Genomic DNA, 23,721 nt, shown 5'->3' on the forward strand with positions numbered 1-23,721 from the left:
CGCCCGGCGCGACCGCGGGCCTGTGCGAGACCGCCGAGCGGTACGGGCAGTGGCCGCCGGGCTCCGAGCAGGAGCGGCTGTGCCGCAGCGTGTACGGCTCCTGAGCCTGCCGACCTGTGGCAGCATGCGGGCCGGGGTCGGCGTCGGAGCCTGATTCCGAGTCAGGAACCGAGGAGGAGCCGGATGATCGCCGCGTTCAGTGTCACCCCGCTCGGTGCGGGTGAGGAGGTCGCCGAGGCCGTGGCCGCCGCCGTCAAGGTGGTCCGGGCCAGCGGGCTGCCCAACCGGACGGACGCCATGTTCACCTCGATCGAGGGCGAGTGGGACGAGGTGATGGCCGTGATCAAGGCCGCGGTCGAGGCGGTCAAGCCGTTCGCCAACCGGATCAGCACGGTGATCAAGATCGACGACCGGGCGGGCGTGACGGACGGTCTGAGCCGCAAGATGGCCTCCCTGGAGCGCCACCTGGCCGACTGACCGTCAGCGTGGGGCCCTGCGGGCAGGGGGTCTCACACACCCGATGTTCTACGCGCGTCACCAACAATTCACCGCCCGCCCCCTTCGAGCGCCCCCCGGTCGCTGCTGTCATGGACGCATCGCACCGGCAACCCCACGCCGGGTCAACTCCCTTGGAGCTCCCATGCGTTCGACGGACCGACGAATAGTCACCGGCGGCACCGCCCTCCTCCTCACCCTCGCGACCGGCGCCCTGACCCTGGCCGCCTCCCCCGCCGCGCTGGCCGCCACCGCCCGACCGACCGCGCACCCCGCGCTCGCCACCGCGAGCTGCTCGCAGGCCTACCTGCCGCTGCCGGACCCGTCCTGCACCCCGGGCGCGCTCAACTCCGACGTCACCCAGGACACCATCTACAGCACCATCTGCGTCTCCGGCTGGACTGCCACCGTCCGGCCCTCGACCACCTACACCAACCGCCTCAAGGCCCAGGGCATCGTCGACTACGGCTACGCCGACACGTCGATGAGCGACTACGAGGAGGACCACTTCATCCCCCTCGAGCTCGGCGGCAGCCCGACCTCCCCGCTCAACCTGTGGCCCGAGCCGCACTACACCACCAACGGCAGCGGCACCTCGTCCACCAAGGACGGCGTCGAGAACAAGCTGAAGAAGGCCGTCTGCGCCGGCACGGTCAGTCTGAGCGACGCGCAGGACGCGATCGCCACCGACTGGCGCACCGCCGTGGCCTCGCTCGGCCTCTGAGCCGCTCCCCCGTCCGGGTCACACCCGCGCACCCACCGGCGCGGGTGCCCGCCCGGCGGGGTCCGGTGTGGCGATCGTTGGCCATGACCGAACTGGACCGCCGGGCGCTGCTCGCGGTGCTGCTCGGCGCGACGGGGTGTGGGAGCAGCACCCACCCCGTCGCGCCGAGTCCGTCTTCCGCCGCTTCCGCAGCCACCGCAACGGCCACGGCCACCGCCACGGGCGCGAGCCCGGCGGCCACCACGGCCGCGAGCCCCGCCGCGAGCCCCGCCCTGCCTGCCGTCACCCCGTGGCTGCCAGGCCCGGGCGAGATCCGACCCGACGTCAAACTGCGGGCCGTCCAGGTCGTCGAGGCGCTCGGCAACTGGCCCCCGGGCGGCACCGGCAGCGCCGCCGCCCAGGCCCGGCTCGCCGCGCTCGGCGGCCTCGACCCCGCCCTCGTGGCGCAGGCCGGCCCGCTGCTCCCCGCCGCCGACCAGGCCGCGCTCCAGGTGCGGGACGCCCAGTACGGCGGGATCCTCAGCGACTCGGCGAGCGTGCTGGTCGTCTGCGACCAGTGGGCCACCGGCGCCCCGCCCGGGGGCACCACGGTGGACGTGCGGCTCAGTGCCGCCACCCCGCGCTGGCAGGTCACCGCCCTGCACCCGGCCGACCCGGGCGCGCCGGCGGCCGCGCTCTCCGCCGCCGCCCGGCAGGTGCTCGCCCAGCCCCGGATCGAGCTGCCGCCCGCCGCGCTGGCCGACCTGCGCAGCGGCCAGGTGCACGACTCCGTGCTGGAGGCGATGCTGACCCTGGCGCAGCACTACACCCTCACCGTCAGCGTGATCCGCTCCGGCCACCCGCTGGACGTCTTCGGCACCACCCGGCCCAGCGACCACCCGCTCGGGCGCGCCTTCGACGTCTGGCGAATCGACGGCCACGCCGTGGTCGACCCGGCCACCCCGCCCGACCTGGTCGACGGCTTCATGCGCGCCGCGGCGGACGCCGGCTCGGACAACGTGGGCGGGCCGCGCCAGCTGTCGGGCGGTGCGACGGCCAATCAGTTCTTCACCGACGACACGCACCACGACCACGTGCACGTGGGGTTCAGCAGCTGACCGGCGCTCATTCGGTGCCGGGCCTTCAGTCGGTGCCGGGCCTGAAGCGCAGCGCCGACCAGGTGTCGTCGACGGCGATCTGCCGCACCGGCCGCACGCCCTGCTCGATCAGCGCGGCGCCCAGGCGGTCCCGGTTCAGGTCGGTGCCGAGCCGGCCCGCCTTCGGGTAGGCCACCCAGGCGAGCGCGTCACGCCGGGCGGCCGCCAGGGCCGCCTGCGCGGGCGCTGCGCCGAGTTCCTCGGCCCGGGTGACGAAGGCGATCACCGCCTCGGCCGAGTCGGCGTCAGCGCCGGCGTCGGCTACGACGTCCCAGTCGACGTCATCGGGCTTGCCCAGCACCGCGACCCGCCGGCCGGGCTTGATCTGCAACTTGCTCGCAACGGACACGCCCACGATCCTGCCATCCGCCCGGGAGTTCCGTACCCTCGAAGCAGTCACCGAGAAGGGCCTGCGATGCGCACAGTGACCTATTCCATGGGTGTCTCCCTGGACGGCTACATCGTCGGGCCGGACGGCAGCTTCAACTGGTCGGCGCCCGACGAGGAGGTCTTCCGCTTCGTCACCGAGGAGATCCGCGGAGTCGGCGTCCACCTGCTCGGGCGGCGGCTGTACGAGACGATGCTGTACTGGGAGACCGCCGACCAGGATCCCTCGCTCGATGCCTCGATGCGGACCTGGGCCGAGCTGTGGAACCCGCTGCCGAAGGTGGTCTTCTCCACCACCCTGCAGTCGGTGCACGGCCATGCCCGACTGGCCCGCGGCGGCCTCGCGGCGGAGATCGCACAGCTGCGGGCCGAGCCGGGCGAGGGGGAGATCGCGATCGGTGGCGCGGCGCTCGCCGCCCAGGCCGCCGCGCTGGGCCTGCTCGACGAGTACCGGCCGCGGGTGCACCCGGTACTGCTCGGCGGCGGCATCCCGTTCTTCCCGCGGGAGCAGCAGCGCAGGGACCTCGAACTCGTCGAGACCCGCACCTTCGCCTCCGGCGTCGTCTACCTGCGCCACCGCGTGGCCCGGCCGGCCTGATACACCCTCAGGGCGAGCGCCAGCGGCGCTTCTTCGGCGCCGGCTCGTCCATCACCTCGGGGTGGGCCACGAAGAGCAGCAGATGGCCGCAGACACGGCAGGCCACGCCCTCCACCTCGCTGCTACGGGCGAACATCCGACCCGGCACGAACACCTTGACCAGCAGGCTCCCCGTCCGGTCCGTCCGGCAGGCCGGCTGCACCGCGCGCAGTTCCCCTCCGCAGAGCGGGCAGGCCTGCGGCGCCCGGTAGCTCGACCCGTCCGCGGGCCACTCGTCCTCGACCATCGTCCGCCCCCGTCCCCGGACCGTTGTCCGTGCCAACAGGGTAGGGCCTGTCCGGTCCAGATCGGTCGGCCCGGTCGACGCAACTGGTCGGGCCCCGCTGCCCGCCGGTCGCGGGGCTTGCCGGGTGATCTGCGGGTTCCTACACTCGTTCAGATGTTCGAGACGACGGATATTCAGCTCCCCGACGGGCGCGCCCTGCGGGTGTACGACACCCACCCGGGTGCCCGGGACCGGCTCGCCGTGCTCTGGCACCACGGCACGCCCAACGTCGGGCAGCCGCCCGAGCCGCTGTTCGCGGCCGCCGAGCGGCTGGGTCTGCGCTGGATCTCCTACGACCGCCCCGGGTACGGGGGTTCGAGCCGCCGGCTCGGGCGTGACCTGGCCTCGGCGGCCGGTGACGCGGCGGCTGCGGCGGATGCGCTGGGGGTCGGGCGGTTCGCGGTCTTCGGCCACTCCGGCGGGTCCAACCATGCGCTGGCCTGCGCGGCGCAGCTGCCCGACCGGGTGGCCGGCGTGGTCAGCGTGGCCGCGCTCGCGCCGTTCGGGGCGGCCGGGCTGGACTGGTTCGCCGGCATGTACCCCGGTGGCGAGGCCGAGCTGCGCGCCTCGGTGGCGGGCCGGGCGGAGCTCGAGCGGTGCCTGGCGGAGGGCAAGTACGACCGGGAGATGTTCACGCCCGATGACCACGCCGCCCTGGCGGGCCGCTGGCGCTGGCTTGCCACGGTGGCCGGACTGGCGATGGAGGGCGGCCTGGACGGCATGGTCGACGACGACCTGTCCTACGTCGCCCCCTGGGGCTTCGAGCTCGCCGACATCACCGCCCCCGTCCTGCTGCTGCACGGCGGCGCGGACCGGATCGTGCCCGCCGGCCACGGCCGCTGGCTCGCCGACCAGCTGCGCGCCACCTGCTGGACCCGCGCCGAGGACGGCCACCTCTCGGTGCTGACCGAGGGCGACCGGGCGCTGGCCTGGCTGGCCGAGTCGGCGCACGGCTAGGGCCGGCCCGGCCCTGGGCGGCTCGGCCCACCGGTCGACTGGGGGGCCGTGCATGGCATAGTGGCGGGACACGAGGCTGGCAGTGGGGGTTCCGGTGCGGTTCGGGTCGATGGTGCGCGAATACCGGCTGCGCCGCGGGTGGACCCAGGAGGACCTCGCCGAGGAGTCGGGCGTCTCCGTCCATGCGATCAGCATGCTGGAGGCCGATCGCCGCAAACCCCGGCTCTCCTCGGTGAACGCCCTCGCCCAGGCGCTCGGGCTCGGCGCCGCGGAGCACGCCGAACTGATCGCGGCCGCCCGGGGGCAAACCGCCCGCGGCCAGGCCGGCGGCGGCGAGCAGCCCGCAGGGCGGACCGGCGAGCCGGCCGCACCGCCGCAGCAGCAGGCGCACCGCCCGATCGCCCAGCTTCCGCCCGATCTGCCCGACTTCACGAGCCGGGCGGACGCGGTCGCGGCGATCCGGCAGGCGTTCGGGCAGGGCGGCACCGCCGGCCACACGCCCGTCTTCGCGGTCACCGGCCCCGGCGGGATGGGCAAGACCAGCCTCGCGGTGCACGCCGCGCACGCGCTGCGCGAGCGCTACCCGGACGGGCAGCTCTTCGCCGACCTGCAGGGCGCGAGCGCGAACCCGGTGCCGCCGCCGGAGCTGGTGGCCCGGTTCCTGCGGGCGCTCGGGGTCGGCCCGGCCGAGGTGCCGGACACCCTGGACGAGCGGTCCGCGCTCTACCGCAGTCTGCTGACGGACCGTCGGATCCTGGTGGTGCTGGACGACGTGGGCGACGGCGCCCAGGTCCGCCCGGTGCTGCCCGCCAGCAGCGGCTGCGCCGTGCTGCTCACCAGCCGCAGCCGGCTGCCCGAACTCGACGGCGTGGCCCGGCTGGAGCTGGCCGCGTTCACCGACCAGGAGGCCCGCGAGCTGCTCGACCGGATCGCCGAGCCGAGCGCGCTGGCCGCCGACGCGACAGCCACGGCCGAACTGCTGGCCCACTGCGCCGGCCTGCCGCTCGCGCTTCGGATCACCGGCAGCCGGCTGCTCACCGAGCCCGGCCGGACCGTACGCACCCTCACCGACCGACTGGCGGACGCCGCGGACCGGTTGGACGAGCTGCGGGTAGGCGACCGGGCGGTGCGGGTCAGCTTCGAGGCCAGCTACGCGCAGCTCGACGCCGAACAGGCCCGCGCTTTCAGACTGTTGGGCGCGGCGCCGACCCGCTCGCTGGGCCAAGCGGCCGCCACCGCGCTGCTGGGGCGCGAACCGGTGCGCACCGAAAGGCTGTTGGTCGCGCTGACCTCCCGCCACCTACTGCAACGCGTCGACCAGGCCGCACCTGTGCCGCGCTACGGATTCCACGACCTGATCCGGCTGTACGCCCAGGAACGGTCCGGGGCGGTCGACCAGTCGGGCGAACAGCGCGCCGCCGACGAGCGGTTGACGCTCTGGTACCTGCACGCCGCGCGGCGGGCCGGGCTGCTGCTGGTGCCGCACGCCCGCCAGACCCCCGTCCCGCCGCCGCCGGAGCACCTGCCGCTGCCCGAATTCCCCGCCGCCGAGGAGGCGATGGCCTGGTGCGAGGCCGAACGGGCGAACCTGGTGGACCTGGTCCGGCACACCGCCGGGTGGGCGGGCGACCGGGTCTGCTGGCAGCTCGCGCACAGCCTCTGGCCATTCTTCACGCTGCGCCGGTACTGGACGGACTGGGCAGCGGTGACGGAGACCGCGCTGGACCACGCGCGGCGCTCGGCGGACCGCGAGGGCGAGGGCCTGATGCTGGTGCAGTGGGGGACGCTGGCCCACGCCCAGGCCGACTACCCGGCGGCGATCGAGCGCTACCAGGAGGCCGCCCGCTGCCTGGGTCCGCAGGACCCGGCGGTGACCGCGATGATCGAGGCCAACCTGGGCGTGAGCTACCGCCAACTGCGCGACTTCGAGCCCGCGGTGGACCACCTCACCCGCGCGGCGGAGGCGTTCCGGGCGGCCGGCGACCGCTACGGCGAGGCGGTCTGCCTGCTCAACCTGGTCCCCGCGCAGCGCATCCTGGGCCGCCACGAGTCCGCCCTGGCCCACTCCCGGCTGGCACTCGCGGCCTTCGAGGAGCTCGGCTCGGCGTACGGACAGGGCCACGCGCTGCACGCGGCCACCCTGGTGCTGGTGGAGCTGGGGGACCTGCCGCAGGCCCGGGAGACGGCCGAGCAGGCGGTCGCGCTGCGCGAGGCGATCGGTGACCGCGACGGGGCGGCCTCCAGCCTGGAGAGCCTCGGCGCGCTGCACCGGCAGCTGGGCGACCGACCGGCCGCCGTCGCCGCCTGGACCCGCGCCGAGGCCCACTACGAGGCACTCGGCTCCCCGAAGGCCCAGGCCGTGCGCGAGCAGCTGGCGCAGGCGGCCGAGGAGTGACGGGCCGTCGGCTGGTCAGCCGCCCGTAGCTACCACCAGTCCAGTCGGCGCAGCGCGGCCACCCCCGACGGCAGCACCTGGTGGTCCCGTCCGCAGGCGAAGCCCTGACCGGGTGGGCCCACCTGGCGCCCCGTCACTCCTCGGTCAGGTCCGCGGCCAGCAGGTCCATCAGCAGGCCGTCGTGCCACTGCCCGTCGGCCCCGCGCTCGTACCCGCGCATGATCCCGACCGGCCGGAAGCCCACCTTGGCGTAGCAGCGGATGGCGGCCGCGTTGTCGGCGGCCGGGTCGATGACCAGGCGGTGGTGGCCGCGGTCCTCGATCAGGTGGCGGGCCAGCGTGCGGACGGCGTCGGCGCCCAGGCCCCGGCCGTGCAGCGCGGGGTCGAGGTAGAGGTCGATGCCGGCGTGCCGGTAGTCCGGCTCGCTCTCCTCGTCCCACTGGATGTACCCGGCCACCGCCCCCTGGTACAGCACGACCAACGACTCCCCCGACTCGGCCAGGTCCTCGGCGACGGCCGCCGCCGGGTCCGGGCCGCCGCGCCAGCGCAGGTACACCTGCGGGGTGCGCCGGATCGCCGCCAGCGCGGGGATGTCGGCGGCGGTGGCGGGCCGCAGTACCACACGGGCGCCGACCAGTTCACGTTCCGTGCCGACGGACTCGCCGTCCATCAGGAGCCTCGCCTCCGCTGCCGATCCCCCGGCGCTTGCCGTTCGGCGCCGACCACCTGGCGCCGACCCTCTGGTGGTTCGTCAGCTTAGGCCGGCGTTGGTCAGAGCTCCAGCCACTCCGGGTCGTCCGTGGTGTGCATCGCGGCCTCCTCGGCGCTCGCTGCGCCGCCGCAGATGCCGGTGTCCTCGGCGAGCACGTCGCTGCGGGCCTGGTCGGCGGCGACCAGGCGGCCGGTGCGGCGGTCACCGAACTCCGGGTCCAGCGGTTCGCCGTCGGCGCCGCCCGCGTCCCCGATGCCGTCACCGTCAGGCGGGACCACCTCGGGCAGTTCGGCGGACAGCCGCAGGTCCAGGCTCTCCCCCGTGCGCTGCTCGGCGGCCGTGGTGCCCCAGCGCTGCACGGCGAGCGGGTGCTCGGGCGGGTTGTACCCCTCGTCCAGCGCGGACTCCACCCCGCGGTCCTCCAGGGTGTCCTCCGGCTCCAGCGGCCCGATGTCGTCCTGGACCTCGGAGCCGTCCGGCTGGTAGACCTCGTCGCCCATCAAGGCTTCGTCCGACATCAGTCACTCCTCGCTGCCCGCGGCTCCTCCCAGAATCCCACGCGCCGCGCGGACTCGCAGCGGACCCCTCGCCCACGGGGTGCGGGTGCAGCCCGGGCACCGGCCGCCCGCGTCAGGCAGGGCACCGGTGCCCGGGTCAGGAATTCCCGGACTCGGAGTCAAGTCCGGGCTGCGCGTTCTCGTGCGGCCCATTCCTGTGCGCAGCGCACGAGTCCGCCGGATCGGGGACGGACGTCCTCCCCAGGTCGACCGTCCACGGGGTCCGGCGAAACCCACCGCCTCCTCCCTGGACAGGCGGTGGGCCGGTGGATCCGGGTGGCACGGCCCGGATCCGATTCGGACAGTATTGATGTGCCGAAGGCGGCGAATCAACTGGAGCGGACCCCCCTGGCGACAATGGTCCGAAAACCCGCCGACCGGCGCCGGATAAGGTGCTTTGGGGACCCCTGGACCCCGCCGATCGGCGGGGGTCGGCACCCGCCGGTCAGGGGGTGCGGAATTCGGAATTCCGATCCGTATTCGGCGGGCGATTCGCGGGGGCATCGCGGACTCCATTGTCAGGGCCATTGTCATCCCCATGGCGAGCCGCATTGCAGACGCCATTTCGATTCCATCCGGCGGGCTCGTCACGGGTCCCACCCGGGATCCCATTGCGAGCCCGAAATGGCCCGGGCGGGTCGACCCGGGAGCTGCCGACCCGCCCCAGGAGCCCCGCAATACGTTTCAGCAACTTTCGGCAAGAACTTCCAACCGGCTCTTGACGCGCCCCCGCGCGGCACGGGATCGTCTCGTTCGCGGCCACCGCCCGGGTCGGCCGCGGCTGACAGCACGTCAAGGTCCGGTGGCGATCCCGCCGGACGCAGTCGGCCGCCGCGCACTGACGAGTCGGACCTCGGACGTCGTGCGGCTCCGGCGCTGGCGCCTGCCCCACCTCCACCGGTGCAGGGTCCGCCACTCCCCCACCCACCCATCGGGACCGCCCGCACCGCCTCCTTGCGCCCTGTGCGCCACGGCCCTGCCCCGGCCTGGCGCCGGCGCCCCGAGCGGGCGGTCCCAGAGCCTCGGGAGACACCCCCATGAGCATCTTCCGCAGATCGGCCCGCCCGGGTGCGCCCGGCCGCCGTGCCCGCACCGGCCTGGTCGCCGCCGGCGCGCTGCTGGCCGGCTCGCTACTGCCACTGGGCCTGCAGGGCACCGCGCAGGCCAGCGCCCCCAACGGCGGTGACGTGATCGCCAACCTCTTCGAGTGGAACTGGCCCTCGGTGGCCGCCGAGTGCGGCTCGGTGCTCGGCCCCAAGGGCTACGGCGCCGTGCAGGTGGCGCCGCCGCAGGACTCGATCCGCCTCGCCCAGAGCAGCCACCCCTGGTGGGAGGTCTACCAGCCGGTCGCCTACGACCTGCACTCGCGGATGGGCACCCGGGACCAGTTCGCCGCGATGGTGACCGCCTGCCACAACGCGGGCGTCAAGGTCTACGTGGACGCGGTACTCAACCACACCGCCGGCACCAACCAGTCGAGCACCGACTCCTACGGCGGCGCGAGCTTCAACGAGGGCAGCTACTCCTACTCCTCGGCCGGCTACGGCTCGGCCGACTTCCACAGCTACCCGAACAACTGCCCCAACTCCAACCTGGCGATCAACGACTGGAACAACCAGCAGCAGGTCCAGGAGTGCGACCTGGTCTCGCTCTCCGACCTGTCCACCGAGTCCGACCACGTGCGCAGCATCGAGGCCGGCTACCTCAACGACCTGGAGGGCCTGGGCGTCGACGGGTTCCGGATGGACGCGGCCAAGCACATCAACCAGGCCGACATGTCGGCGATCCTGGCCAAGGTGAACAACACCCAGTGGGGCGGCCGGCCCTACGTGTACCAGGAGGTGATGCCGGGCGGCGGCGGCCAGCTGGCGATGAGCGCCTTCGAGGGCAACGGCAGCCTGATCGAGTTCAACTACGCCGGCGACCTGCGCGGCCAGTTCACCGGGAGCATCGCCAACCTCAAGACGTTCGGCCAGAGTTGGGGCCTGGAGCCGAGCAACAAGGCCACCGTGATGGTGGCCAACCACGACACCGAGCGCAACGGCTCGACGCTGAACTACAAGAACGGCGCGACCTACAACCTGGCCACGATCTTCGAACTTGCCTGGGGCTACGGCACCCCGCAGGTCTACTCGGGCTTCAACTTCAACGCCTCCGACGACTCGCCGCCGGCCGACGCCAACGGTTACGTCACCAACACCGACTGCGCCAACGGCTGGACCTGCACCGACCGCAACCAGGGCGTGGCCAACATGGTCGGCTGGCACAACGCGGCCCAGGGGCAGTCGGTGGCCAACTGGTACGACGACGGCTCCAACCTGATCGCGTTCAGCCGGGGCAGCAAGGCCTGGATCGCGATCAACAACGAGGGGTCGACGGTCACCCGGACCTACCAGACGGGCCTGGCGGCCGGCACCTACTGCGACGTGATCCACGGCAACTACGCTGCTTCGAGCGCTAGTTGCTTGGGCCCGACGGTGGTGGTGGACGCGAGCGGCAACGCGACCGTCTCGGTGGCAGCCAAGGACTCGGTGGCGTTGTACGCGATCTCCACCCCGAGCCCGAGTCCCACGCCGACGCCCACCCCGATGCCCAGCCCGAGCCCGACGCCCAGCCCGAGCGCGACGCCGACGGCTTCGCCCACCCCGACCCCGACGCCCACCGCCACCGGTACCACCGCGCCCGGGCAGGTCGCCGAGACCTTCACGGTGACCGGAGCGCCGACCAGCGCGCCGATGTACCTGGTCGGTTCGATCGCGGGCCTGGGCAGCTGGGCGCCGGCCGCGGCGGTCCCGATGACCCAGTCCGGCTCCGCCTGGACGGTGACCGTCAACCTGCCGCAGTCCACGGCGGTGCAGTACAAGTACGTCGAGAAGGACGCCAACGGGAACGTCACCTGGGAGCCGGGCGGCAACCACTCCGCCGGTACCGGCAGCGGCCCGACCGCCACCGTGAGCGACACCTACAACGGCTCCTCGGCCACCGTCTCGCAGACCTTCGACGAGACCGCCACCACCTGGCTCGGCCAGAACGTCTACCTGACCGGCTCGACCGCGGCGCTGGGCAACTGGAACACCGCCGGTGCGGTGGCGCTCTCCTCGGCGAGCTACCCGGTGTGGAGCGCGAGCGTGGCGCTGCCGGCGAACACCGCCTTCCAGTACAAGTACTTCAAGAAGGACCCGGACGGCACCATCGAGTGGGAGAGCGGCGCCAACCACACCGCCACGACCGGTAGTTCGGGCAGCTCGACGCTGAACGACAGCTGGACCGCGGCGAGTACCGGCCCGGTCGGCGTGACCTTCCACGAGAACCGGACCACCGCGACCGGGCAAAACCTCTACCTGGTCGGCTCGATCTCGGCACTCGGCTTCTGGGACCCGGCCGGCGCCCTCCCGCTCTCCGCCGCGGGCTACCCGGTCTGGTCGAAGACGGTGAGCATCTCGCCGAACACCGCCTTCGAGTACAAGTACATCATCAAGGATGCTGCCGGGAACGTCACTTGGGAGAGCGGCAGCAACCGCTCCTACACCACCGGCTCCTCCGGTGCGGTCACCCTGAACGACACCTGGAAGTAGCCGCAGACGGTCGGGCCGGGTCCGGTCGGCGACCGGGCCCGGCCCGCCCTGCGTTTTTGGGCCGGCCTGGCTCCCTCAGGCCAGTTCGAGGCGGTCCGCCAGATCGGCCCGCTCGAAGGCGGCCCGCAGCTCCTCGCGGCCCTCGGTGAAGTGGGCCCAGCTGTCGAAGTGCACCGGGACCACCCGGCGGGCACCCAGCAGCACGGCGGCCTCGGCGGCCAAGGCGCTGTCCAGAGTGAGCAGCGCGCCGTCGAAGAGCTTGGTGCGGGCGGCGCCGGCGAAGATCACCGCGGTGTCCACCGGGCCGAACCGGTCGGCGATCTCGCGGACCACGTCCAGCGAGGCGTTGTCGCCGCTGATGTAGACCGAGGGCAGGTCGGGCGCGCTGAGCAGGAAGCCGACCACCTCGCCGCTGATCGGCTCGCAGCCCTCGGGGCCGTGCAGGGCGGGGGTACCGGTGACGGTCACCGTGCCGCCGTCCGGCCGGGTCAGCTCGACCGAGGTCCAGGGGGCCAGGGCGCGGGCGGTGCCGCCGAGCCGGCCGGCACCGCTCGGGGTGGTGAGCACCAGCGGGACCTCGGCCAGCAGGGCGCGCCCGGACCGGTCCAGGTTGTCGGGGTGCTCGTCGTGCGAGAGGAGCACCGCGTCGATCGGGCCCAGGGTGGCCGGGTCGACGGCGGCGGGCGCGGTCTTCTCCAGGAAGACGCCGGGAGCCCGCTCGTAGGCCTGCGGCGCGTCGAAGCTCGGGTCGGTCAGCAGGCGCAGGCCGCCGTACTCGATCAGCGCGGTCGGCCCACCGAAGACGGTGATCGGGAAGTTCTCGTCCAGACTCTGCTTGCTCATGACGCCACCTTGTTGCTCGTTCCGCTCATCACGGAGAACTAATCGCTTTGCCGTGAGAAACACTAGATGCTCCTCACGGAGAAGTGCAAGGTTTAACATGAGAGGCATGACCGAGACCGCGCCGCCTGCACCGCCCGCCGCCCCCGGCGCCGACCACCACCCGGCGCTGGACTTCGCCAACACGCTGCTCTCACTGCCGGCCGGCCGCCGAGACCTGCTGGCCACCCCGGCCGAGGCGACCGACTGGCTGGTCGAGCGCGGCCTGGCCCCCGCCGACGCCGAGCTGTTCGAGCTGTGTACCGAACGGCTGCGCGGACTGCGCGACCAGGTCCGGGAGTTGCTGGGCGCGGCGGTGGCCGGCGCGGCCCCCTCGCCCGAGGCGCTGCAGGCGGTCAACACCGCGCTGGCCAGTACGCCCTCGGCGCCGCTGCTGGCCTGGGACGAATCCCAGGGCCTGCACCGGGAGCTGGCGCACCCGGCCGACCGGGTGGTCGAGCACGCGATGGCGGTGCTGGCGGCCGACGCCGCCGAGCTGCTCACCGGCCCGGACGCCGAGCGGCTGGCCCGGTGCGCGGGCGCGCCGTGCACCCGCTACCTGGTCCGCACCCACGCGGCGCGGCACTGGTGCTCCACCCGCTGCGGCGACCGGGTCCGCGCGGCCCGCGCCTACGCGCGCCGCAAGCAGCAGGGCTGACTGCGTATCAGGACCCCTGTGCTCAGGAGACGTGCGGCCGCGAGCCCGGTTCCTGGTGCGGGCGCGGCTGGCTCACCCGGGGCAGCACCGGCTCGGGCAGCGTGGCCACCTCCCGCTCGGCGCGGGCCAGTTGCTCGGCCGTCCCGGGCAGCGCGGGCGCCGGGCCGGCCGAGCGGTGGAACCGGAAGGCCGAGGTCAGGTCGCCGAAGGTGGCCCGCCGCCAGCTGGACAGGTTCGGCTCACGCACCCCGGTGAACCGCTCCAGGAAGCCCAGCACCGAGGTGTGGTCGAAGGGCTGGGAGGCCACCCAGCCGCCCGTCGTCCAGGGCGAGACGATCACGCACGGCACCCGGAAGCCGGCCCCGACCGGCAGGCCGCCGACGAACTCGCCCGGGATGCCGGGCCGCGGCACCGGGGGCGGCACGTGGTCGAACAGCCCGTCGTTCTCGTCGTAGTTGAGGATCAGCACGGTCTTGGCCCAGACCTCGGGGTTGGCCGCGATCGCCTCGATCTTGGCGGCCACGAAGTCCGCGCCCGCGGCCGGCAGGAAGCGCGGGTGCTCGGACTCGCGGGCGGTGGGGATGATCCAGGAGACCGCGGGCAGCCGGTCGTTGCGGGCGTCGTCCTCGAAACTGCCGCGCGGTCTCGGCTTGATGCCCTTCTCGTAGAGCGGGTGGCCGGGACCGGCCTGCTGGTAGGCGGCGAACAGCGAGAGCACGTCGCAGCCGAAGTTGTCCTTCTCCTGGTAGACCTGCCAGGAGACGCCCGCCTCCTCCAGCCGCTCCGGGTAGGTGCGCCAGGTCAGCGGCACCGGGACGTTGTTGCTGGTGATCGGGCCGCCGTGGCGGCCGTCCGGGTCGATCGTGCCGGTCATCCAGTACAGGCGGTTGGGCCAGGTGGGGCCCAACACCGAGCTGAAGTACTGGTCGCAGACGGTGAAGCTCTCGGCCAGCGCGAACTGGAACGGGATGTCCTCGCGGGTGTAGTAGCCCATCACGTAGGGGCCGTTGACGCCGTCGGCGGCGCGGTGCGCGGGCAGCCAGCGGTCCATCCGCCCGTGGTTCCACGCCTCGTGCTGCACCTCCCACTGGTGGCTGGTGGACGGGATCGCCTGGGCGCTGCTGCGCGTGGTGTCCAGGCGGAACGGCAGCAGGTGCCCGTCGGGGCTCTGCGCGTCCGGCTGGTGGAACACGTCGCGTCCGGTGTCCAGCCGCAGCGCCTGCGGGTCGTCGAAGCCGCGCACCCCGGACAGGGTGCCGAAGTAGTGGTCGAACGAGCGGTTCTCCTGCATCAGCAGCACCACGTGGCGGACGTCGCCGAGGCGGCCGGCCGCGGGGGTGCCGGCCGCCAGGGCGCGGCGCAGGTTGGGCGGCAGCACGGTGGCCGCGGACGCGGCCGCGGTCGCCCCCGCCGCGCCCAGGAGTCGACGGCGGGTCAGTTCTGGCATGGCGGCGGCCCTTTCGTCGGGTCCATTGACCCGTGGCCGACCGGCCGGGTCAAGGACCGCCGCGCGCGGCGCGACGTCAGTCGCCGGTCCGGGTGATCAGCGCGGCCAGGTCCAGGTCGGCCAGGTCGGGACGGGCGGTCAAGGCGGCGTGGACCGCCTCGCCGACCGGCAGGCGAGCGCTCGCGGTGGCCAGCGCCACGTCCTTGGCGGCGAGCCGGACCGGGAAGAGCACGCCCTCGGCGAAGGCCCGCTCGGTCAGCGCGCCCACCGGGCTGGCGGCCAGTGCTTCGTGGCCCGGGACTGGATGGCCAAGCTCGGCCTGGTCGCCGCCGGGCTCGGCGTCACCCTGGTTCCCACGCTGGCGGCCGGGGTGACCTGCGGGGCGGCGGGCAGGCCGGTGGGCCGGGCAGCGGGGAGGGCGGCGAGCAGTGGTGAGACAGCTGTCGCCCATAATGAGCGGGTGCACCAGGACCAGCCCCCGCAGGGAGCCCCGAGCAGTATCCGTTCGCTCAAGTTCGTCCAGGACCGTCTGAGCCTGCAGGTGGCCCGGGCGCTGCGGGCCGCCGTGGTCTCCGGCGAGCTGCAGCCGGGCGTGGTGTACTCCGCGCCTTCGCTGGCGGCCGACTTCGGCGTGTCGGCCACCCCGGTGCGGGAGGCGATGCTGGTGCTGGCTCGCGAGGGGCTGGTGGAGATCGTCCGCAACAAGGGCTTCCGGATCACCGAGACCACCGAGCGGGACCTGGCCGACTGGTCCGAGGTGCGCGCGCTGCTGGAGGTGCCGACCGTGGCCCGGGTCACCGCGCGGGCGACGCCGGAGCAGCTTGCCGCGCTGCGCCCGCTCGCCGAGCAGGGCGTGGCCGCCGCCGAGCAGGGCGACCTGGCCGGCTACCTGGCCGCCGACGGCGAGTTCCACGCCGCCCTGCTGGCGCTGGCCGGCAACGCGAGGCTGGTCGAGACGGTGGCCGACCTGGCCAACCGGACCCGGCTGCACGGCCCCGCCGGCCTGGACCGCACGGGCGACCTGCGGGCGGTGGCGGCGCAGCACCTGGAGCTGGTCGAGCTGATGCTGGCCGGCGACGCGGCCGGCGCGCAGCGGTGCCTGGCCCGGCACCTGGGGCAGCCGGTCGACTGAGGGCGGTGGCCCGAGGGCCCGGCGCCGGCCCTCGCGCTGGGTGGCGGTCGGAATGGATCCGCCCACGGTGCGTGTTCTTCCCGATACCAGGGAGTTGGTGTCGACGGAAGGGTGTGAGGACAGTGTCGCGTGCGGTCGATGGAGCTCAACCGCTGGTCACGGCCTGCGGGCGGGCGATCCGGGTGGGCGAGCTTCGGGTCGAGGCGCCCGGGCTGCGGGTGGCCCGGGTGACGCTGGCGGTCGGCCCGGAGCGCGGTGGCACGTCCAAGGTCTGGGCGGGCCTGACTCCCGCCGAGGCCCGCGCCCTGGCCTGGCAGCTGCTCGACCAGGCCGGCCGCGCCGAGCACGCGCTCTCCGAGCCCTGGTAGGTCCTGGGCCGCGATCTGACGGCGCCTCGGCCTGGTCGCCGACTCCGCCCCAGTCTGTGCTCAACTGGCCGTCCTGAGCGGGGCGGGCTTGCACGGTCACCGGTCCGACCAGTCGTCCGTTACGCTGGAAAATACCCGTGGGGGTATTCAGAAAGGAGACGACATGGACTACGGCATCACCGTCACGCTCGACCGGCCGTTCGCCGCAGCGGTCGAGCAGGTCCGCACCGCCCTGGCCGAGCAGGGGTTCGGCGTCCTGACCGAGATCGACGTGCAGGCCACGCTGCGCGCGAAGATCGGCGCGGAGCTCGACGACTACCTGATCCTCGGTGCCTGCAACCCGCCGCTGGCCCACCGGGCCGTCCAGGCGGACCCGCGGATCGGCGTGCTGCTCCCGTGCAACGTGGTGGTCCGCACCGCCGAGGGCCGCACCGTGGTCGAGGCGATGAATCCCGATGTGATTGTCCAGCTCACCGGCCGGCCGGAGCTCGCCGAGGTCGCCGCCGAGGCCGGCACCCGGCTGCGGGCGGCACTGGCGAGCCTGCCGGCTTCCTGACTCCGCCGGCCCTACCCGCTTGGCCAGGCTCGGCGAACGGGTGATGGCCGCCTCAATACCCGCCGGGGTATCTTGCCGATGTCCGAAGGAACGAGAACGAGCTATGTGTCGACGTGTCGTGTGCCGCAAGTGCGGCAAGGCCGGATTCGCCGGGTGCGGGATGCACGTGGAGCAGGTCCTGGCCGGGGTGCCCAAGAGCGCGCGCTGCTCCTGCACCAAGGAGGCCGGCGGCTGGCTGGCGAGGCTCTTCGGGCGGCGGTGAGCCGTTCCCTCAGTCGAACCGGATGTGCTTGAGGCCGGTCAGCGTCCTGCGCAGGCGACCACGCAGGGCACTGTCCGTGTTCGGGAGCAGCCGCAGGGCGGTGGCGGCCGCCAGGTGGTCGGCCACCTGGGCGACGGTGAGGCGGTCGGTCCACAGCTGTTCGGCGAACTGCGGCCGCTGCAGCTGCTCGAGGCAGTGGTCCAGCTTGGCGAGCGCCCAGCTCTCCCGGCGCAGCGGCGCGTCCTTGCCGCCGACCACCCGCAGCAGGTGCCCGAAGCCGCGCTCGCGCAGCCGGCCCACCACGGTCGCGCGCTCCGCGAGCAGCGCGAAGTGGTGCACCTGGTGGCCGCGTTCGCGCAGCGGGTCGAGGATCTCGGCGAGCCGGTCGGGGTCGGTCACCGTCATCGGGGCGAGCACGGGGCCCGGGTGCTCGTTGAGCGCCAGGTCCAGCACCTCCGTCACACCGTGGCGCCAGGCCGCGAACTCCTGGAAGTCGCCGCGCAGTCCGGGCGGCGTCATCCGGTGCAGACCGAAGCCGACGTGCTCGGGGTCGCAGATGACGCTGCCGGGCAGCCGGCGGTGCAGCTCGTGCGCCGTCTGCGTCTTGCCGCCGCCGAACGGGCCGTTGATCCACAGCAACATGCCGCGAGCCTACGCCCCGGATCACGGGAGGTACGCGACCTCCGGGAAGGCGGCCGAGGGGCCCTCCAGCAGGCGGCTGCGGCGGTGGCGCAGGTGCTGGTCGAAGAAGGCGAGCGGGTAGGCCTGTTGGATGCGCACCGCGCGGTCCGGGTCCAGGGTGCCGATCAGGTTCTGCAGTTGGGCGTCGGTCAGCCCCGTCAGCTTCGCCAACTGCGGGTACAGGTACTGGGCGTCGGTGTAGGAGGTGTGCACCGCGCCGGCGGCCTGGACCTCGAGCCGCCAGCCCTTGAGCCGGGCCCAGAACGCGGCCACGTGGGGATCGGCGGCGCGGGTGAACCGGGCGGTCATCATCATGAACGGGCGGTCCAGGTCGGTGGTGATCCCCGGCTCCATCGTGCCGTCCAGGCTCAGGCCCGCCTTGACCCGCGGGTCGGCGGCCATCGCCAGCGCGGTGGCCGCGCCGCCCTTGGACCAGCCGAGCAGGCCGACCCGGTCCAGGTCGAGCGCCTCGGCCAGGCCGTCGGGCAGCGGGCGCCGCCCGGCGTCGGGGTTGCGGCCGGCGGCGAGGTCCTCGATCCGGTCCAGCACGAGCCGCAGGTCGTCGGCGAAGGACTGCGAGCCCGGGTAGTAGCTGTTGTCCCAGGGCGTGCCGACCCGGCCGTCGCGGAACCGGGTGAACGCGTCCCAGGTGTGGTCCATGGTGACCACCACGTAGCCGTGGCTGGCGAGCTCCTGGACCGTCAGGGTGGCGTCGGAGCGGTGGCTGTGGGCGCCGTGCGAGTACAGCAGGACCGGGCAGCCGCGGCCGGTGCGGTGCACGGGTGCGGCGACGTGACCGCTGGTCAGGGGCCCCTGCGAGACGCCTATCGGGTAGCCGCCGTCGGTGATGAAGGCGAGCAGCGACTCGTCCGGCATCCACGGCGCCTGCGGGTGGCGGTGGGCGTCGCGGGCGGGGTACCAGATGCTCGTGGGCAGCTCGCGGTAGCGGCCGGGCCCGGCGGCGGGGTCGAGGTGGGCGTGGTCGACCAGGTTCAGGTCGACCACGCCCACCGGATGCGGGCCGGTGGGCGCCGAAAGCACCAGCCGGCCCGACCCCGGCCCCGGCGCGGCCCCGGGGGCGCCCGGCGTGCCGACCGGGGCGGCGGCCCAGCCGGCGCGCGCCGTGAGCAGCGGTGCGGCGAGGCCGGCGCCCACGGCGGCGGCGAGCATCCGGCGGCGGCTGATTACCTGACGGTCCGTCATGATGGCCCTTCCTGGTGGCGTGTCCTGTCTTCGCTGACACGCTGTCAGCTGCGGCCACCGACCCGCATCCGCCCGTCGGCGACGCTGCCGGCCGCCGGGTACACCCGGCGACGTAGTCCCCTGGGCTACCTCCCGGGGTCTGCGGTGACCGGGAGCTGGAGTTCGGTCACCCAGTCGGCGCGGTCCTCGGGGCACTCCAGGTTGACCTCCCTGGGGTAGCCGGTGGACCGGTAGGCGTTGGCGTCGATCCAGCGGGCCAGGGTCTGGCCGGTGTGCAGGACGGCGTCCATCGAGCCGCGGTGCACGATGGTGGCCGCCTGCTCCAGCGGCGGCAGGTCGAGCACCCGGACCTCGCCCTGCTGCAGCGGCGCGGCGACCTGGATGCCGGCGTGCACCAGGATCCGGCCGCCGCCCTCCGGGGCGTCCTCGTAGCGGGCGATGCCCGGGCCGGTGACCGGGATGCCGGCCGCAGCCAGGCGGCGGAACAGCTCCTCGTACAGCGGTCCGATCACCGGGCTGATCGCCCCGGGCTCGAAGCTGTCGGCGGTGGCGGTCAGCTCCGCCACCCGCACGGTCGGGACGGTCTTCAGGACTACGTCGTCGGTGGGCATCTGCCCCTCGCTCTCGATCGCTCGCAGCCTCGCCTCGACCTGGACCAGCCGGGCCGCCGCCTGGCTCATCGCCGCCTCCAACTCGGCCTGGCGCAGCCGGAGCATGGCGCGCAGTTCGTCGGTGCCGAGCTGCTCGTCCAGGGTCTGCTGGACCTGCTGCAGGGTGAGCCCGAGGTCCTTGAGCGCGATGATCCGGTTGAGCCGGGCCAGCTGGGCGGCGGCGTAGTGGCGGTAGCCGGTGGCAGGGTCGACCTGGGCCGGGCGCAGCAGTCCGGTGGCGTCGTAGTGGCGCAGCATCCGGACCGAGACGCGGCCGTGTCTGGCGAAGTCTCCGATGGTGAACATGATGGTTCCACTCCAGGCCCTGACACGGTGTGAGGGTCAAGACGGTACCCGAAGCCCTTCGCTGACCAGCGCGGATACCTCTCAGGCCACCGCCCGGATGCGGCGCACCAGCGCGCCCGCGAGCAGGGTGAGCAACGCGGTGAGGGTGTACAGGCCGCCGTAGCCGCCGGCGTGCGCGATGACGGGGGCAGCCAGCGCCGGGGCCAGCACCTGGGGGCCGGAGTTGGCGATGTTGATCACGCCCAGGTCCTTGGCCCGGTCGGCGGCGGCCGGCAGGACCTGGGTGACCAGGGCCTGGTCCACCGCGAGGTAGATGCCGTAGCCGGCGCCGAGGACGACGGCGGCCAGGATCGTGGCGGGCCAGCTGTGCACCCCGGCCAGCAGCAGCGCCGCCACCGCCATCACCGCGCAGGAGAGCAGCACCAGGTTCTTGCGCCGGCCGGTGCGGTCGGAGACCAGACCGGCCGGGATCGCGGTGAGCAGTGCGGCGAGGGTGTAGACGGCGGTGAGGATCAGCACGCCCTGGTCCGGGGAGCGGTAGTGCACCGCGTCGGTGAGGTAGTAGAGCAGGTAGAGGGTGCCGATCGCGTTCCCCAGGTTGATCAGAAAACGGGTCGCCCAAGCCCAGCCGAAGTCCGGGTGGCGGCGCGGGCTGACCCAGTAGCCGCCGAGCAGTTCGCGGGCGGTGATCGCGGCGCGCCGGCGCAGCACCGGCTCGCGGAACCCGAGCACGAACGGCAGCGCCGCCGCCACCGTCGCGCCCGCGGTCAGCGCGTAGCCAGAGAGCACCCCGGTCACCACCGTGGTCACCAGCACCGCCCCGACCACCAGCCCGAGCGACTGGCTGATGCCGGTCCAGCCGGAGACCAGCGCCCGCTGCCCGACCGGGACCTGGTCGGCGACCGGGGCCGTGGTCCCGGCCAGCATCACGTTCAGCCCCAGCTGCGCCACCGCCCAGCCGGCCGCGATCCCGAGCACGGTGTGCTGCACGGCCGTCAGCAGCAGGCCGAGCGCGCCGAGCAGCGCGCCGGCCAGGATCCACGGCCTTCGCCGGCCGAACCGACTGGTGGTCCGGTCCGAGAGGGCGCCCGCCAGCGGGTTGGCCAGCATCGCCACCAGGGCGCCGACACCGGTCACCCAGGAGAGCAGCGCCGCCTTGTGAGCGGAGTCGACGCGTTCCAGTTGCAGCGGCAGCAGGATCTGGATCGGGGTGAAGAAGCCCAGGAACACGCCCAGGTTCGCCAGGCTCAGCGTGGTGATCCAGGCCGGGCGCACCGGTCTGCCCGGTTCGGCGAGCGCGTCCGGGAGTTCGGTCCGGTCCAGCACGATCCCCACCCTTGATCAGTCAAACACGAGGGACACTCATGTTAGTGATCCGGGGCGGAACTACCAGGGGTAGCGCAGAACTTCCTCAGCCGAGCGCGGCCGTGTCCGGCACCACCAGCCCGTACGTCGGCGAGGGTGCGGGACCGCTGGGGCACGGGGGGCGCGCTCCGAGGGCCACGGGACTTGTCCGGTCTCCGACAAGACCGCCGACACACATGCGTTCGCCTACCCGACGGCGGGTAGTCACTGGCCAGCCGACCACGAGTTGTTCGGACAAGTTTTCCTGATCGGCAATCCGCCCCCTCCCCCATGTGAGGTCTGCTCATGGCTGAGCTCGATCGCCGCAACTTCCTCAAGCTGTCCGGCGCCACCCTCGCCTTCTCGACCCTGGCGCAGAGCATCGCGCGCGCCGCCGCCATCGCACCCCAGGGCACCACCGGCACCATCCAGGACGTCGAGCACGTCGTCGTGCTGATGCAGGAGAACCGCTCCTTCGACCACTACTTCGGCGCGATGAAGGGCGTGCGCGGCTTCGGCGACCCGCGCCCGGTCACGCTGCCCAGCGGCAAGTCCGTCTGGCACCAGGTCAACAGCTCGGGCAAGGAGGTGCTGCCGTTCCGCCCGCAGGCGAACAACCTGGGCCTGCAGTTCATCCAGGACCTCAACCACGACTGGACCGGCACCCACAAGGCCTTCGACAACGGCAAGTACGACCAGTGGATCCCGGCCAAGTCCGCCACCACCATGGCCTACCTGACCCGCCAGGACATCCCGTTCCACTACGCGCTCGCCGACGCCTTCACCCTCTGCGACGCCTACCACTGCTCGATGCTCAGCTCCACCGACCCCAACCGCTACTACATGTGGACGGGTTACACCGGCAACGACGGCACCGGCGGCGGCCCGGTGCTCGGCAACCAGGAGGCCGGGTACAGCTGGACCACCTACCCCGAGCGGCTGCAGCAGGCCGGGGTGTCCTGGAAGGTCTACCAGGACATCGGCGACGGCCTGGACGCGGCCGGCTCCTGGGGCTGGATCAGCGACGCCTACCGCGGCAACTACGGCGACAACTCGCTGCTCTACTTCAACAACTACCGCAACGCCCAGCCCGGCAACCCGCTCTACGACCGGGCCCGCACCGGCACCGACGCCAAGGCCGGCCAGGGCCTGTTCGACATCCTGAAGTCCGACGTGCAGGCCGGCACGCTGCCCCAGGTCTCCTGGATCGTCGCCCCCGAGGCCTACACCGAGCACCCGAACTGGCCCGCGAACTACGGCGCCTGGTACGTCTCGCAGGTGCTGGACGCGCTCACCGCCAACCCCGGCGTGTGGGCGAAGACCGCGCTGTTCATCACCTACGACGAGAACGACGGCTTCTTCGACCACGTGGTGCCGCCGTTCCCGCCCTCCTCGGCCGCGCAGGGCCTGTCCACCGTCGCCACCGCCCCCGACTACTTCGCGGGCAACTCCAGCTACGCGGCGGGCGCCTACGGCCTGGGCGTGCGGGTGCCGATGCTGGTGGTCTCGCCGTGGAGCACCGGCGGCTACACCTGCTCCGAGACCATGGACCACACCTCGATCATCCGCTTCATGGAGACCCGGTTCGGCGTCCACGAGCCCAACATCTCGCCCTGGCGCCGCGCCGTCTGCGGCGACCTGACCTCCGCCTTCGACTTCACCACCTCCAACGCCACGCCGGCCGCGCTGCCCTCCACCGCCGGCTACCTGCCGCCGGACGGCAACCGCCACCCCGACTACGTGCCCACCCCGCCCGCCACCGGCAGCCTGCCCAAGCAGGAGGCCGGCAGCAAGCCGACCCGACCGCTCAAGTACGCGCCGTATGTGGACGGTTCGGCCAACACGACGGCCGGCACCTACGCCCTGACCTTCACCGGCGGCAGCGCGGCGGGCGCCCAGTTCCTGGTCACCTCGGCCAACCGCACCGACGGACCGTGGAGTTACACCACGGAGGCCGGCAAGACGATCTCGGACAGCTGGAACTCCAAGTACTCCAAGACCGTCACCGACCTGACCGTCTTCGGCCCGAACGGCTTCCTGCGCCGGTTCCGCAACCCCGGCAAGACCCTGGGCCCGGAGGCGACCGCCCGCCACAACGCCGCCACCGGCAACCTCGACCTGACCTTCACCAACGCCGGCAGCACCACGGCCACCCTCACCGTCGCCAACGCCTACGCGGGCACCCCGCGCACGGTCACCGTGGCCAAGGGTGCCACCGTCACCCTGACCCTGGACCTGAGCGGCTGCCGCAACTGGTACGACGTGACGGTCACCTCCAGCACGACCACGGACTTCGTGCGCCGGTTCGCGGGCCACGTGGAGACGGGCGCGCCCGGCCTCTCGGACCCGGGCCTGATCACGGGCTGACCCCCGG

General features: G+C 73.3%; 24 protein-coding genes. 13 read left to right on the forward strand and 11 right to left on the reverse strand.

Features of this window, described 5'->3' with window-relative positions; genetic code table 11:
• Window positions 1–183: 183 nt before the first annotated feature.
• From C7C46_RS07120 to C7C46_RS07130, 3 genes are all read left to right on the forward strand, one after another.
• The gene (locus tag C7C46_RS07120) at window positions 184–477 is read left to right on the forward strand and encodes an MTH1187 family thiamine-binding protein (protein ID WP_110666913.1); all 294 of its coding nucleotides are present in this window, start codon (window positions 184–186) and stop codon (window positions 475–477) included.
• Window positions 478–640: 163 nt separating this feature from the next.
• Window positions 641–1,219, forward strand: a complete 579-nt coding sequence (locus C7C46_RS07125) for a hypothetical protein (protein WP_245984263.1) — start codon at window positions 641–643, stop codon at window positions 1,217–1,219.
• Between the two features lie 83 nt (window positions 1,220–1,302).
• Complete coding sequence (locus C7C46_RS07130) at window positions 1,303–2,316, forward strand: hypothetical protein (RefSeq protein ID WP_245984264.1); 1,014 nt, start codon at window positions 1,303–1,305, stop codon at window positions 2,314–2,316.
• A 25-nt stretch (window positions 2,317–2,341) separates the two neighbouring features.
• Here the strand turns inward: C7C46_RS07130 and C7C46_RS07135 are convergent, their stop codons facing one another.
• On the reverse strand, window positions 2,342–2,704 hold the full coding sequence (locus tag C7C46_RS07135) for a hypothetical protein (RefSeq protein ID WP_110666915.1): 363 nt from the start codon (window positions 2,702–2,704) through the stop codon (window positions 2,342–2,344).
• A gap of 66 nt (window positions 2,705–2,770) precedes the next feature.
• Here C7C46_RS07135 and C7C46_RS07140 point away from each other — a divergent pair, with 66 nt between their 5' ends.
• Window positions 2,771–3,340 (forward strand): dihydrofolate reductase family protein, encoded by a 570-nt coding sequence (locus C7C46_RS07140; protein ID WP_110666917.1) that lies wholly within the window; start codon window positions 2,771–2,773, stop codon window positions 3,338–3,340.
• A gap of 7 nt (window positions 3,341–3,347) precedes the next feature.
• Here the strand turns inward: C7C46_RS07140 and C7C46_RS07145 are convergent, their stop codons facing one another.
• A complete protein-coding gene (locus C7C46_RS07145; RefSeq protein WP_110666919.1) occupies window positions 3,348–3,626 on the reverse strand; it encodes a hypothetical protein in 279 nt (92 codons plus the stop codon).
• A gap of 153 nt (window positions 3,627–3,779) precedes the next feature.
• Here C7C46_RS07145 and C7C46_RS07150 point away from each other — a divergent pair, with 153 nt between their 5' ends.
• Window positions 3,780–4,622, forward strand: a complete 843-nt coding sequence (locus C7C46_RS07150; protein ID WP_110666921.1) for an alpha/beta fold hydrolase — start codon at window positions 3,780–3,782, stop codon at window positions 4,620–4,622.
• Between the two features lie 109 nt (window positions 4,623–4,731).
• On the forward strand, window positions 4,732–7,017 hold the full coding sequence (locus C7C46_RS07155) for an ATP-binding protein (protein WP_146259009.1): 2,286 nt from the start codon (window positions 4,732–4,734) through the stop codon (window positions 7,015–7,017).
• 133 nt (window positions 7,018–7,150) lie between these two features.
• Here C7C46_RS07155 and C7C46_RS07160 read toward each other — a convergent pair whose 3' ends face one another.
• Window positions 7,151–7,687, reverse strand: coding sequence for a GNAT family N-acetyltransferase (locus tag C7C46_RS07160; RefSeq protein ID WP_110666925.1), 537 nt, complete (start codon window positions 7,685–7,687; stop codon window positions 7,151–7,153).
• A gap of 101 nt (window positions 7,688–7,788) precedes the next feature.
• Window positions 7,789–8,247: a DUF5709 domain-containing protein gene (locus tag C7C46_RS07165; protein WP_181442233.1), complete on the reverse strand. Its 459-nt coding sequence runs from the start codon at window positions 8,245–8,247 to the stop codon at window positions 7,789–7,791.
• 1,076 nt (window positions 8,248–9,323) lie between these two features.
• Between C7C46_RS07165 and C7C46_RS07170 the strand changes: the two genes are divergently transcribed.
• The gene (locus C7C46_RS07170; protein WP_181442234.1) at window positions 9,324–11,861 is read left to right on the forward strand and encodes a carbohydrate-binding module family 20 domain-containing protein; all 2,538 of its coding nucleotides are present in this window, start codon (window positions 9,324–9,326) and stop codon (window positions 11,859–11,861) included.
• Between the two features lie 75 nt (window positions 11,862–11,936).
• On the opposite strand, the gene C7C46_RS07175 is transcribed toward C7C46_RS07170, so the two are convergent.
• Window positions 11,937–12,704 carry an MBL fold metallo-hydrolase gene (locus C7C46_RS07175; RefSeq protein WP_110666929.1) on the reverse strand — a complete coding sequence of 256 codons (768 nt, stop codon included), beginning with the start codon at window positions 12,702–12,704 and terminating at the stop codon, window positions 11,937–11,939.
• Window positions 12,705–12,810: 106 nt separating this feature from the next.
• Here C7C46_RS07175 and C7C46_RS07180 point away from each other — a divergent pair, with 106 nt between their 5' ends.
• A complete protein-coding gene (locus tag C7C46_RS07180) occupies window positions 12,811–13,398 on the forward strand; it encodes a CGNR zinc finger domain-containing protein (protein ID WP_110666931.1) in 588 nt (195 codons plus the stop codon).
• Window positions 13,399–13,420: 22 nt separating this feature from the next.
• Here C7C46_RS07180 and C7C46_RS07185 read toward each other — a convergent pair whose 3' ends face one another.
• Window positions 13,421–14,845, reverse strand: coding sequence for an alkaline phosphatase family protein (locus tag C7C46_RS07185; RefSeq protein WP_110666933.1), 1,425 nt, complete (start codon window positions 14,843–14,845; stop codon window positions 13,421–13,423).
• Between the two features lie 76 nt (window positions 14,846–14,921).
• Entirely contained in the window at window positions 14,922–15,113 is a 192-nt protein-coding gene (locus C7C46_RS07190; RefSeq protein WP_110666935.1) for a hypothetical protein, read from the reverse strand.
• Between the two features lie 36 nt (window positions 15,114–15,149).
• On the opposite strand from C7C46_RS07190, the gene C7C46_RS07195 reads away from it, so the two are divergent.
• From C7C46_RS07195 to C7C46_RS34840, 4 genes are all read left to right on the forward strand, one after another.
• Entirely contained in the window at window positions 15,150–15,977 is an 828-nt protein-coding gene (locus tag C7C46_RS07195; protein WP_110666937.1) for a GntR family transcriptional regulator, read from the forward strand.
• A 122-nt stretch (window positions 15,978–16,099) separates the two neighbouring features.
• A complete protein-coding gene (locus C7C46_RS07200; protein WP_110666939.1) occupies window positions 16,100–16,345 on the forward strand; it encodes a hypothetical protein in 246 nt (81 codons plus the stop codon).
• A gap of 163 nt (window positions 16,346–16,508) precedes the next feature.
• Complete coding sequence (locus C7C46_RS07205) at window positions 16,509–16,901, forward strand: DUF302 domain-containing protein (RefSeq protein ID WP_110666941.1); 393 nt, start codon at window positions 16,509–16,511, stop codon at window positions 16,899–16,901.
• Between the two features lie 103 nt (window positions 16,902–17,004).
• Window positions 17,005–17,163, forward strand: a complete 159-nt coding sequence (locus C7C46_RS34840; protein ID WP_181442235.1) for a hypothetical protein — start codon at window positions 17,005–17,007, stop codon at window positions 17,161–17,163.
• 9 nt (window positions 17,164–17,172) lie between these two features.
• Here C7C46_RS34840 and C7C46_RS07210 read toward each other — a convergent pair whose 3' ends face one another.
• From C7C46_RS07210 to C7C46_RS07225, 4 genes are all read right to left on the reverse strand, one after another.
• On the reverse strand, window positions 17,173–17,805 hold the full coding sequence (locus C7C46_RS07210; protein WP_110666943.1) for an AAA family ATPase: 633 nt from the start codon (window positions 17,803–17,805) through the stop codon (window positions 17,173–17,175).
• A 21-nt stretch (window positions 17,806–17,826) separates the two neighbouring features.
• A complete protein-coding gene (locus C7C46_RS07215) occupies window positions 17,827–19,047 on the reverse strand; it encodes an alpha/beta hydrolase family protein (protein ID WP_110666945.1) in 1,221 nt (406 codons plus the stop codon).
• Window positions 19,048–19,172: 125 nt separating this feature from the next.
• On the reverse strand, window positions 19,173–20,003 hold the full coding sequence (locus tag C7C46_RS07220; protein WP_110666947.1) for a MerR family transcriptional regulator: 831 nt from the start codon (window positions 20,001–20,003) through the stop codon (window positions 19,173–19,175).
• 81 nt (window positions 20,004–20,084) lie between these two features.
• Window positions 20,085–21,329: an MFS transporter gene (locus C7C46_RS07225; protein ID WP_245984265.1), complete on the reverse strand. Its 1,245-nt coding sequence runs from the start codon at window positions 21,327–21,329 to the stop codon at window positions 20,085–20,087.
• Window positions 21,330–21,653: 324 nt separating this feature from the next.
• On the opposite strand from C7C46_RS07225, the gene C7C46_RS07230 reads away from it, so the two are divergent.
• Entirely contained in the window at window positions 21,654–23,714 is a 2,061-nt protein-coding gene (locus tag C7C46_RS07230; protein WP_110666951.1) for a phosphocholine-specific phospholipase C, read from the forward strand.
• Window positions 23,715–23,721 lie beyond the last annotated feature (7 nt).

The sequence above is a fragment of the Streptomyces tateyamensis genome (assembly GCF_003205575.1).
Classification (GTDB): domain Bacteria; phylum Actinomycetota; class Actinomycetes; order Streptomycetales; family Streptomycetaceae; genus Kitasatospora; species Kitasatospora tateyamensis.